The sequence below is a fragment of the Gordonia sp. BP-119 genome (assembly GCF_016924115.1).
GTDB lineage: Bacteria > Actinomycetota > Actinomycetes > Mycobacteriales > Mycobacteriaceae > Gordonia > Gordonia hongkongensis.
Genome location: NZ_JAFFZF010000075.1, coordinates 1 through 11,066, shown reverse-complemented (window position 1 = coordinate 11,066; position 11,066 = coordinate 1). Strand labels below are relative to the sequence as shown.

Annotated in this window: 11 protein-coding genes and 2 pseudogenes; 8 read left to right on the top strand and 5 right to left on the bottom strand. The window is 67.8% G+C overall.

Going from position 1 to position 11,066, the window contains the following annotated elements:
* Positions 1 to 222 precede the first annotated feature (222 nt).
* Positions 223 to 594 carry a LysR family transcriptional regulator substrate-binding protein gene (locus JW364_RS23605; RefSeq protein ID WP_223258956.1) on the bottom strand — a complete coding sequence of 124 codons (372 nt, stop codon included), beginning with the start codon at positions 592 to 594 and terminating at the stop codon, positions 223 to 225.
* Between JW364_RS23605 and JW364_RS23600 the strand changes: the two are divergent.
* From JW364_RS23600 to JW364_RS23585, 4 genes and pseudogenes are all read left to right on the top strand, one after another.
* Positions 584 to 823, top strand: a pseudogene (locus tag JW364_RS23600) (DUF4440 domain-containing protein); the annotation flags it as partial. The gene JW364_RS23605 and the pseudogene JW364_RS23600 sit on opposite strands and share 11 nt — an antisense overlap.
* Positions 824 to 926: 103 nt before the next feature.
* Entirely contained in the window at positions 927 to 2,327 is a 1,401-nt protein-coding gene (locus tag JW364_RS23595) for a phosphotransferase family protein (RefSeq protein WP_137811004.1), read from the top strand.
* A 37-nt stretch (positions 2,328 to 2,364) separates the two neighbouring features.
* On the top strand, positions 2,365 to 3,636 hold the full coding sequence (locus JW364_RS23590) for an acyl-CoA dehydrogenase family protein (RefSeq protein ID WP_137811003.1): 1,272 nt from the start codon (positions 2,365 to 2,367) through the stop codon (positions 3,634 to 3,636).
* Positions 3,637 to 3,649: 13 nt separating this feature from the next.
* The gene (locus JW364_RS23585) at positions 3,650 to 4,126 is read left to right on the top strand and encodes a hypothetical protein (RefSeq protein WP_065629435.1); all 477 of its coding nucleotides are present in this window, start codon (positions 3,650 to 3,652) and stop codon (positions 4,124 to 4,126) included.
* Positions 4,127 to 4,410: 284 nt separating this feature from the next.
* On the opposite strand, the gene JW364_RS23580 is transcribed toward JW364_RS23585, so the two are convergent.
* The 3 genes from JW364_RS23580 to JW364_RS23570 form a co-directional block, all read right to left on the bottom strand.
* Complete coding sequence (locus JW364_RS23580; protein ID WP_068971456.1) at positions 4,411 to 4,938, bottom strand: DUF1697 domain-containing protein; 528 nt, start codon at positions 4,936 to 4,938, stop codon at positions 4,411 to 4,413.
* Entirely contained in the window at positions 4,935 to 6,224 is a 1,290-nt protein-coding gene (locus JW364_RS23575) for a DUF4185 domain-containing protein (RefSeq protein ID WP_068971455.1), read from the bottom strand. The genes JW364_RS23580 and JW364_RS23575 overlap by 4 nt, the downstream gene beginning before the upstream one ends.
* Before the next feature lie 200 nt (positions 6,225 to 6,424).
* Entirely contained in the window at positions 6,425 to 7,192 is a 768-nt protein-coding gene (locus JW364_RS23570; RefSeq protein WP_137811002.1) for a methyltransferase domain-containing protein, read from the bottom strand.
* A gap of 59 nt (positions 7,193 to 7,251) precedes the next feature.
* Between JW364_RS23570 and rnhA the strand changes: the two genes are divergently transcribed.
* The 3 genes from rnhA to JW364_RS23555 all read left to right on the top strand — a co-directional run bounded on the left by rnhA (position 7,252) and on the right by JW364_RS23555 (position 9,523).
* Positions 7,252 to 7,746: a ribonuclease HI gene (gene rnhA / locus JW364_RS23565; protein ID WP_068971454.1), complete on the top strand. Its 495-nt coding sequence runs from the start codon at positions 7,252 to 7,254 to the stop codon at positions 7,744 to 7,746.
* The gene (locus JW364_RS23560; protein ID WP_068971453.1) at positions 7,743 to 8,654 is read left to right on the top strand and encodes a D-isomer specific 2-hydroxyacid dehydrogenase family protein; all 912 of its coding nucleotides are present in this window, start codon (positions 7,743 to 7,745) and stop codon (positions 8,652 to 8,654) included. Before rnhA ends, JW364_RS23560 begins: the two co-directional genes overlap by 4 nt.
* 77 nt (positions 8,655 to 8,731) lie before the next feature.
* Complete coding sequence (locus tag JW364_RS23555) at positions 8,732 to 9,523, top strand: SDR family oxidoreductase (RefSeq protein ID WP_068971452.1); 792 nt, start codon at positions 8,732 to 8,734, stop codon at positions 9,521 to 9,523.
* Between the two features lie 14 nt (positions 9,524 to 9,537).
* Here JW364_RS23555 and JW364_RS23550 read toward each other — a convergent pair whose 3' ends face one another.
* On the bottom strand, positions 9,538 to 10,236 hold the full coding sequence (locus JW364_RS23550; protein ID WP_068971451.1) for a hypothetical protein: 699 nt from the start codon (positions 10,234 to 10,236) through the stop codon (positions 9,538 to 9,540).
* Between the two features lie 45 nt (positions 10,237 to 10,281).
* On the opposite strand from JW364_RS23550, the pseudogene JW364_RS23545 reads away from it, so the two are divergent.
* A pseudogene (locus JW364_RS23545) lies at positions 10,282 to 10,855 on the top strand (YdeI family protein).
* The last annotated feature ends 211 nt before the right edge of the window (positions 10,856 to 11,066 follow it).

Here is an 11,066-nt window from a genome sequence, read left to right as displayed (position 1 = left end):
CGACGTTCCGCCGAACACAAAACGAAGAAAGACATCCTCCGCTGCCTCAAGCGCTACATCGCCCGCGAAGTGTTCCGCGACCTCACCACTGACCTCGGAGCACTTGACAAGCTATAGGACCCTCTCGCTTCGCTCGCACCTCAGGGAGCAGAGGTCGGGCTCGCAAGCTCGCACCTCAGGGAGCGGGGGATATGCTGAGCCACCGCTCCCCGAGCAACAAGGTCAACCGTTCTTCCCGAACGCGTTCCGGGCAATTTCGACGAACCGTGCTGCAGCAGCGGAGTTTCCCGGCCTCCAGAGCAATCCCAGATGTGCGGTGGCATCGACATCCCGGATCGGCACCCCGACCACGCGGTCGTCGGCCGCGGCGATCGACTCGCTGAGAATGCCGACTCCCATTCCGCTGCAGACCAACTCGATGATGGCGTCCGGCGACGAGGCCTCGATCGCGGGTCGGATGGCTCCTCCGGCGACCGAGGCCGCCGCGTCGAACACGCTTCGGATACCCGCGCCGCGGGGCAGGCAGATGAGCGATCGGTCGCGCAGCGAGGCGAGATCGACGGTGCGGCCCCGGGGCCGGCGCGGTGAGGTCACGCGCGGACGGGCCGCGATCCGGGATCTCTGGGCATCGGTCTTGGCGCACCGGCCGACCTTCGCGCCGGAACCGCCGTTGCCGACCCTGGTATTCGGGGACGATCTCGCACTCACGTCGACTCCACCCCGTGATGGTGCAGGCGCCCGCGCGCAGGTGGTGGCGCGGCAGGCCGACGGATCGTGGGTGCGGATCATCGACCAACCGGAGTTCCAGGCACCGAAGTCCTGAGACTCCGGGCCTGGATTTCTGAGGCCGGATTCAGATCCCGTGCTAGCTTCGCTGTGGTGGCGGTTACATCCGCCGGGCGACGGTGCGAAGGGACGGATCGGGCGTGGGAGTACCGGAAGCGGACGGTGTCGCCGCGAAGATCGCGTCCCGCCTCGCCGACAAGCGTGGCGGCACGCTCTCGGTCGAGGGCGCGAGACTCCTGCCGGCGGGCGCGAGCAGGGCGACGTACGCGGCCACCCTCGTCGACGGAACCGGGCAGGTCGAGCCGATCATCATCCGCGCGGTTCCCGCTGCAACCGACGACGGCGGACTGCGGGCCGAGGCGCAGGTCCTGCGTGCCGCCGCCGACGCCGGGGTGCCGGTGCCGGAGATCCTCGACGCCGGATTCGACGAGGACGACAACGCGCTGGGATTCCCCTATCTGGCAATGAATTTCATCGACGGAGAATCCATCCCGCGGCGCATTCTGCGAGACGATGCCTACGAGGGTGCGCGCGCCGGATTCGTCGATCAGTGCGGCGAGATCCTCGCACGTATCCACCGGATAGACGTCGCACAGACGCCCGGTCTCGGTGATCTCGGCGATCCGATCGACGGTTTGCGGGACCTGTTCCCACGCGAGTTCGATGCGATGCCGGCCGGCCTGGTGCTGGCCACCCAGTGGCTCACGGACAACCGGCCCGAACCGTCACCACGGCACACGCTCGTGCATGGCGACTTCCGGCTGGGAAATCTGCTCGTCGACGCCGAAGGAGTTGCTGCGGTTCTGGATTGGGAACTGGTGCACCTCGGCGATCCCGTCGAGGACCTCGGTTGGCTATGTGCGAAGGCGTGGCGTTTCGGAGGGTCGACGCCCGTGGCCGGGATGGGTGACCGGACCTCGCTCCTCGACGCCTATGCGCGCGAGGCGGGTTGGCGTCCCACCGAACAAGCCCTGCGCTGGTGGGAGCTCTACGCCACCGTCAAGTGGGGACTGATCTGCGCGGTGCAGGCCGCCCGGCACCTCGATGGCGTCGAACGATCCGTCGAACTGGCCGCGATCGGACGCCGAAGTGCCGAGCAGGAGTTCGACGCACTGCTCGACCTGGGTCTCGTGTCGCCGGGACCGGTACCCGATCCGCTGGCCGAGGCGCCGGGCGAGGAACCGGACAACGATCTCTACGGTTCACCGACTGCAGTCGAACTACTCGAGGCGCTCACCGAATTCCTGCGGTCCGACGCGGTACAGGCAGACCTGTCGCCGCAGGTGCGTTTCCATACGAGAGTGGCCGGCAACGTCGTCGACGTCGTGCGTCGACAGATGCTCACCGGTGCACGGGACGCCGAAGCGAGCGCGCAACGTCTGAGTGCGCTCGGGGTCACTGATCAGCACGCGCTGTGCGAGGCCCTGCGTTCCGGCGAACTCGACGGCACCGACCCGAAGGTCCGTGACGCCGTTGTCGCCGACGTGCGGGCGCGACTCCTGGTCGCCAACCCCAAGTACTTCGCGGTCCCTCACCCGTGACCGCCGGACATCCGATCCCAACCGAGAGGGGTTCATCGTGGACTTCGCACTGCCCGAGTCGCTGACCGACTATCTTGCCGAACTCGATGCCTTCATCGAGGCGGAGATCATTCCCCTCGAGCAGACCGACGACAACATCCGCTTCTTCGACCATCGGCGCGAGGACTCCCGAACAGACTGGGAGCGTGGTGGTTTGCCGAACAAGGAGTGGGAAGCTCTTCTGGGAGAGGCGAGACGACGCGCGGATGCGGCCGGCCACTTCCGCTACCCCTTCCCGTCCGAGTTCGGTGGTCGGGACGGATCGAACCTGGCGATGGCGATCATCCGCGAGCACCTGGCGTCGAAAGGTCTGGGGCTGCACTGCGATCTGCAGAACGAGCACGCCATCGTCGGCAACAACATCGGGCTGCTCCTCATGCTCGAGTACGGCACACCCGAGCAGCGGGAGGAATGGGTGGAGGGCCTGGCCGCGGGTACGAAGTTCTTCGCCTTCGGCATAACCGAACCCGACCACGGCTCCGACGCCACGTGGATGGAGACGACCGCCGTCCGCGACGGCGACGACTGGATCATCAACGGCGAGAAGACGTGGAACACCGGTATCCACGCCGCCCATCGCGACATCATCTTCGCCCGCACCAGCGGCGAACCGGGCGAGGCCCGCGGCATCACGGCGTTCCTCGTCGACCCGCAGGATCCGGGTTTCGCCGTGGAGGAATATCTCTGGACGTTCAACATGCCCACCGACCACGCGCACATCACGCTGCGGGACGTCCGGGTGCCGAACTCCGCGGTGTTCGGGGCGGAGGGAGCCGGCCTGCAGGTCGTGCAGCACTTCTTCAACGAGAACCGCATCCGGCAGGCGGCCTCCAGTCTCGGTGCCGCCCAGCACTGCGTCGACCGTGCGGTGGCCTACGCCAACGAGCGCGCGCCGTTCGGCAAGAAGCTCTCGACGAACCAGGCGATCCAGTTCCCGCTCGTCGACCTGCACACCCGGTGCGCGATGATCCGGGCGCTGATCCGCGAAACCGCCTGGAAGATGGACACCTACGGGCCGTTCGCCGCGTCGGCCGAGGTCTCCATGTGCAACTACCAGGCGAACCGGCTGTGCTGCGATGCCGCCGACCAGGCGATGCAGGTGTTCGGCGGACGCGGATACTCGCGGCACGAGCCGTTCGAGCACATCTACCGGCACCATCGGCGCTACCGGATCACCGAAGGTGCCGACGAGATCCAGATGCGACGCGTCGCCGGATACCTGTTCGGTTTCATGTCGGGAAAGGCGCCCAAGGGAGTGCAGTCGTCCTGAGTAGGCTGACCACATGATCGCGGTCATCATCATCGTGGCCACCGTGGTGGTTGCCCTGTTCATCCTCGGCGGTGCCGCCTGGTTCGCGTACGACTCGGACAAACGGGTGCGCACCTTCGCCCGATCCACCGACCTGATTCCCGGCCGACCGGGTCGGGCGCCGGAGAGCTGGGCCACCGACAACACCCGGGAAGCACTGCTGCATCGGCGCATTCGATACGCGATCGCCGACGTGCATGCCAACCCGGCGATCCCGCACGACGACGAACTCGTCGCGGCACGCAACCGCCTCGACGACGCGGTCTTCGAACTCGACGACCGGCTCATCGCATCGGTGGACCTCGGTGGCGAGGAGGCGACCGAAACCCTCGACCGAGCCGAAGCCGGGATCAAGGACCTCGAGAAGCTGCCGAAGAAGCTGTGGGAGGCCCCCCGCGAGGAACAGCTCGCCGACCTCGACCGCGTCGCCCGAGTGCTGTCGCGCGGCTGACGGTCAGATCACCGTCGGCCGTGGCGGCGGGTCCGGCTGCGGGGGAGCCGGCTGTGGGTCGGGAGCCGGCGGCGGGGTCGGAACGGGAATCGGCGGCTCCGGCGGCGGCTCCGGGATGGGCTCGGGCGCAGGCACGGGCTCGGGCGGAGGTGGGGGCGGCGGGACCGGTTGACTCATGTGCGGACTCCTCTCGACGCGAATGTCTCGTTCGCGGTTCGCTTGGTTCGTCCTGATGACTTCTCCGACGCTACGCCCGTGCCGGGAGCCCGGCCACCGGGCGACACTCAGGGGCCGGCGAGTTCCAGCAGTGTGCGCACGGTCCGCAGGTTACGGCCGGTGCCCTGTACCCCCAGGCCGCGCGCGATGACCGGTGCGGTCAGGGTCGATCGTCCGGCCCCGTCGGCGTAGCGGATGTGCAGGTCGGACCCGAGGACGCGGACCACATCGTCGCCGAAGTCCATGCGTTCGAACGCGGCCACCTTGTCGCGCGCCGGTTCGCCGGTCAGGAAGTACACGTAGGAGTATTTGTCGTCGACGACGTCGAACGGATGCGCCTCGAGCGCGGCCCGGACCTGTTCGGGCGAGCGGCTGATGACCTCCCGGAACCAGCCGTAGCGATCCTGCAGCGCGGTCTCGAGCGCGCGGTCGAACCGCTCGGGGTCGGCGGGCGGCGAACAGATCAGGTTCCCCGACGCGATGTAGGTCGAGACCTCCGTTGCCCCGAGATCGGCTGCCATATCACGTAATTCGGCCATGGGTAGTTTCGCGCCGCCGACGTTCACCGCGCGGATCAGCACGATGCGCCGGCTCACGAACGTACCTTCGACAGGTCGGTCCGAATCAGCATCACGTTGTAGTCGTCCCACCGGGAGACGACGAAGTAGAGGTCCCTACCCGACGATCGAGGGTGGATGTAGGGCGTGTACAGACCGCTGGACTGCTTGTGCGAGACGAGCACCCGCTCGCCGCTCCACGGACCCACGGGTGACGGCGACGTGCGCATCACGATCGTCCCCGATCGCTCGGTCAGCATGATGAACCGGCCGAGGAATGCGTTGTACGCCACGGACATCTCGCTGACCGGGCCGGCGACGATCGGCGTGGCCTCGGCCGGATTCGACGACCAGCCCGTGCCGCCGCGAAAGTACTGGTACCGGTCGAGGTTCAGGATGTCGGCGGGGCGGAAACGGGCCACGTGAGCAGAGCCGAAACGCCCGTTCGGGGTGCCGTACTGATAGATGTACTCGCCACTCCGGAGAAAGGCGCCCATCTGGAACCGGTTGTGGCCACGCTTCACCTGGGGCACGCCGGGGACCGTCAGATCGGCATTCCAGCGAAGGGTGTTGCTGTCGACGGTCCAGGTCTGACCGTTGTTGTGCGACAAGGCGATTCCCGAATAGTTGGTGTTCCAGCGGCCTGGGCCAAGCCACCGGTGGATCGACATGAAACTGACGAACTGCGTGCCGTTGATCGAGATCCCGCCGGTGGGAATCCGCCCGACCTCGATGTTGCGCACCCCGACCGCGTTGAACATGGGTTGCGCCCACGTCGGGTGGGCCGGTGTCACCGAGGCGCCCGACCGGACCGATCCGGGTACGGCGTTCGGGAATCGGATTCCCTTGGCGAGGTCCGAAGCCGCGTCACTGCGCAGCATCGTGTTGTGCTTCCAGGCCATCTGCCCCGCGCATCGGCCCCAGGTGTCACCGAAGGCCATCAGGATCTGACCGGAGCCGTTGTCCCACGGCACGCCGACGTCGGTCGCGGTGATGCCGAAACGGGTGTCGGTGCGGGCGGGACTTCGGGGACCGGTCACCCAGGAGATGGCTTTGCTGGCGCCGGTGAGCTTCGGGAGCGGGCCCTGCGGCTTCTTCCCATCCGCCCGATAGCTGCCGAAGTCGAGACTGCCCCAGCCGAGCTCGCTGGACCCCGAACTGCCGGTGCTGCCGACATCGCCCCCGGTGATGCCGGTGGCGTTGCAGACCGCGGCTTCGGCGGGTGCGGACACAGCGGCGAGCAGGCCGCCCGTGAGGGCGGCGATCGCGACGGCTGCGAGCACGCGGCGGACCGGGCGCAGACGAATCCGGCTGCGTCGACGCATGGATGTACCCCCTGGGAGATGACAGGTGGTGTCAGTGTTGCAGAAGTGTCAGCTGGGAGAAGCGTCGACGCCAAACCGAAGCCGGTGCGTGACCCGGGAGGAGCGAGCTTGCGAGCCATCCTCCGGCTCCACAAGCCTGACACTGAAGGGAGCAGTGGGGGAGTTGTTTCTCTGGGATCTGGATCGCGGCGCCCAGCGGATCAGCGGCGGGTGGCCACCGCGAACGTGCGGCGGAAGGGCAGGACCGTGCCCCATTCGCGTCGGGGATAGGCCTCGGCGAGGCGCTGCTTGAGATCGGCGACGAACTGCCCCCGGAGTTCGTCGGACAGCGCTTGCATGTACGGGCGGGCGCCGGTGCCGGACATCCAGTCGAACACGGGGTCCTGTCCGTCGAGCACGTGGAAGTAGGTCGTCTCCCAGGCGTCGGCGTGGTAACCGCGGCCGGCGAAGAACTCGAGGTACATCTCGGCGTCGAGTCGGGGCAGTGCCCGCAGGTCGCCGAAAGCTCCCAGATACGGCTCGGTCGCGGCGAGATCGGCGAGGACAGAGTGGGTGGGGGAGTCCGTGTTGTTGGGCACCTGCAGCGCGAACGCGCCTCCGTCGGTGAGGTGGCCGAGCAGTCGGTCGATGACGTCGAGGTGGTCGGGTACCCACTGAAACATCGCGTTGGAGATCATCAGGTCGACCGGCCGGTGAGGCGTCCACTGCGAGACGTCGGCGGCGTCGTAGTTGGCATGCGGATCGGTGTTGTCGCGGATCGCGCGATCGACCATCTCCGCCGAATCGTCGATGCCCAGGATCTCCGCCGACGGCCAGCGTGCCCGAAGGTGCTTGGTGAGATGACCCGGTCCGCAACCCAGGTCGATCACCGACAGCGGGTTGGTCGGGATCTGTGCGATGAGGTCGAGAAACGGACGCGCACGGACGTCGGCGAACTGCAGATAGCGTGTCGGGTCCCACACAACCATGACTCCACCCTAGCCGTGAGCCTGCGATCGGGGGTCGCGGCTGCCGTAGGCTTCCCTGCGTGACAGCTTCCGCGAAACAGGCAACCGACGGCTCCTCCGCAGATCCGGCGGCCGGCTCGGCCGTCGTCGAGATCTCGACCGACGGTGCCTGCCTGGGCAACCCGGGCCCGGGTGGCTGGGGCGCGGTGCTTCGATACAAGGGCACCGAGAAGCGGATCTCCGGGTCGGAGCCGGATACGACGAACAACAAGATGGAGCTCACGGCCGCCATCGAAGGCCTGGCGGCACTGACCAGGCCGTCGACCGTCATCATCTACACCGATTCGACCTACGTGCGCAACGGCATCATGAAGTGGGTCAACGGTTGGCAGGCGAACGGCTGGAAGACCAAGGATCGCAAGCCGGTCAAGAACGCGGATCTCTGGCGTCGTCTGGTCGAGGAGGAGAAGCGACATCAGGTGGAGTGGCGCTGGGTCAAGGGGCATGCCGGCGATCACTTCAACGAGATCGCCGACGAACTCGCGACCACCGCGGCTCGATCGGTGGCCCGATGACGCCGGTGGCGGTGGCCGTCGAACCCGTCCGCGACGAGCATCTGGTCGCCGCGATCGAAGGTGCGGGCGGCCGGATCGTCGGTCTCGACGACGCCCGGGTGCTGGTGTGGATCGGGCCGCCCGGGGAGTTCCCGGAACTGCCGGACGCCGTCGAATGGGTGGCCCTCAAGACCGCGGGGATCGAGGATTTCGTCGCCGCCGACGTACTCGACGACCGTCGGATCTGGACCAATGCGTCCGGCTTCTATGCCGAGAACGTCGCCGAACACGCACTGGCTCTGCTCCTCGCCGGGCTCCGTCAGATCAACACCGCCGTCCTGCGCCACTGGGACAAGGAGCGGATCGACACCGCGGTCCGGTCGCTGCACGGTTCCACGGTCGCCATCGTCGGAGCCGGCGGGATCGGCGCCTCCCTCGCTCCGCGTCTTCGGGCATGTGGCGCTCGCGTCGTCGCGGTGAACCGGTCCGGGCGCGAGGTGCCCGGCGCGCACGAGGTCCGACGGTCGGATGAGTTGGATCAGCTGTGGGGGACGTTCGACCACGTTGTGCTGGCCGCGCCGTCGACGCCGGAGACGCGGCACATGATCAACGCCGAGAGCCTCGCCGCACTACCCGCACACGCGTGGGTGGTGAACGTCGCGCGCGGGCCCCTTGTCGACGAGGAGGCGCTGCACCGCGCGCTGGTCGACGGGCAGATCGCGGGGGCGGCGCTCGACGTGACCGATCCGGAACCGCCCGCCGACGACCATCCGCTCTGGTCGCTTCCGAACGTGATCATCACCCCGCACGTCGCCAACCCGGCGTCGGGTCTGACGCGTGAGCTCGCGCCGTGGGTCGCCGAAAACCTGCGCCGATTCGTCGCGGATGAGGAACTCCTGTCCGTGGTGACCACGAACCGCGACTACTGAGCCCGGGTGACCTGCCGGTTTCGGCCGATTTCTAGAACACGTTCTCGTTTTGTGCCTCGCCGTGGCATGGTCGACGGGTGATTCTCGACAGATTCCGGATAGACGACCAGGTGGCCATCGTGACCGGCGCGAGCCGGGGACTCGGGGCGGCGATCGCGGTCGCCTTCGCCGAGGCAGGCGGCGACGTGGTGATCGCGGCCCGCAGTGAGTCCGACCTCGCGCAGGTCGCCGAGCGCATCCGTGCGGCCGGCCGACGGGCGCACGCCGTCGCCGTGGATCTCGCCGATCCCGACGCCGCGGCGGCACTCGCTCAGACCGCGGTCGATGAGTTCGGTCGCCTCGACACCGTGGTCAACAACGTCGGCGGTGCGATGCCGCGGCCGTTGTTCGACACCAGTCCCAAGCACCTGCGGGACGCCTTCGACTTCAACGTCGGCAACGCGCACGCGCTGGTCGTCGCCGGCGCCAAACAGATCCTCGCGACCACGGGCCAGGGGTCGATCATCAACATCACCTCCGCGGTCGGCCGCGTGCCCGGACGCGCCTATGCCGCCTACGGCACCGCGAAAGCCGCTCTCGCGCACTACACCCGCATCGCGGCGATGGATCTGAACCCGAAGATCCGGGTCAACGGCATCGCTCCCGGCGCCATCCTGACCTCGGCGCTGGAGATCGTCGCCGGCGACGAAGGGATGCGCACCGAGGTCGAGACCTCCACGCCGTTGCACCGCCTCGGTGATCCGGAGGACATCGCCGCGGCGGCGCTCTACCTGGCGTCGCCCGCCGGTGCGTATGTCACCGGCAAGATCCTCGAGGTCGACGGCGGGATCATCGCGCCCAACCTGGATCTCCCGATCCCGGACCTCTGATCGGCCCGGAACGTTCAGTCCGAGCCGCGCTCCAGCGCGCCGGCGATCTGCTGTTCGAGATGTGCGGCCGCCACCCGGGGAACGTCGATGATGCCGTCGAGCTCGGCACGGACCTTCTTGTAGGCGGCCTGCCTCTCGGCCGGCGTGGCGCCGGTGTCGGCGGCGACGTTGATGAGTTTGCGTGCCCGGTCGAGTGCCTCGCGTTCGATGGGGGAGAACCCGGTCTGCTTGCGACGCCGCGCTTCTCGCTCGGCAGCGTCGAACGCGGCGGCGTAGTCGCCGACCGCATCGCGGTACTCGGCGAAGTCGGCTGCGGACATGGAGGCCTCGGCCGTGCCGACGGCGGCGGAATCCGATTCGGGCCGTAGATCATCCGCGCGGACCCGGGCCCGGTGGAAGGCGAGCGTCAACGGTTCGCGCATGTCGGTCATCAGCGGGTACTCGATCAGTGTTGCGAGATCGAGTTCGTAGGCGAACCACTTCTCGTTGAGCGCGTCGTGCTGCTTACGGACCCGGCGCAACTGGTCGGCCGAGGTCGTCGTGAGCTTCAGCTGTTCGGTCTGGGCGTTCGCCTTGATCCGGGCGAGCTCGATCTTGTCCTTGCGTCGCTTCTCGTTGTACTTGCCGATCGAACCGGCCCACCCGCCGACGACCGCGCCGACCGGGAAGATCAGCCACCAGTAGCTCTCGGCGAAGTCGACGATCTCGTTCACGGCTCAAATGTACCGAGAGAAGGCCGAGGTCATTAGGGTGAACACATGGCCGACCCAAGACGCGCCGAAGCTCAGCCTCGACACCGTCGAGGCCTGGCGAGAGTGGTTGCGCGACAACCATGAGACCTCGCCGGGGGTGTGGCTCGTCTTCTGGCGCAAGGGTTCGGGCCGGGAACCGCTCGACTACGACGAGTGCGTGCGCGAAGCGCTGTGCTGGGGATGGATCGACGGTCACACCCGTGTCATCGACGCCGACCGCCGCGGCATGTGGTTCACCCGGCGCGGTCGCAACAGCGGATGGTCGGCGTCGAACAAGGCGCGGGTCGCCGACCTCGCGGCCGCCGGCCGCATTCAGCCCGCCGGGCAGGCCGTCATCGACGACGCTCAGGCCCGCGGCCTGTGGACGCTGTTCGACGACGCCGAGGCGCTCATCGAATCCCCCGAACTCGCCGCCGCCCTCGACGCCGATCCCGTCGCGCGGGCCAACTGGGACGCGTTCCCGCCGAGTGCGCGCAAGGTCGGACTGTCGCAGCTCGCCCTGGCGAAGCGGCCGGAGACCAAGACCAAACGCATCGCCACCATCGTCGAACGGGCGGCGCGCAACGAGCGGCCGGCGTGACCCTTCGTGACGCGCCCTCCGCAAGCTCCGGGCGCTCCTCAGGGAGCGGGGATTGGTCGCGCCCTCCGCAAGCTCCGGGCGCTCCTAGTAATAGCTGGAAGGGCTGGTAACTGGGACATCCTCCTGATGTGGTCATAAGGGGCTTGGTTATCCCAACCACAAAAGGAGGATGTCAATGTCTAAGGCTAGTCGTTTGAGTCGTGGAGACAAG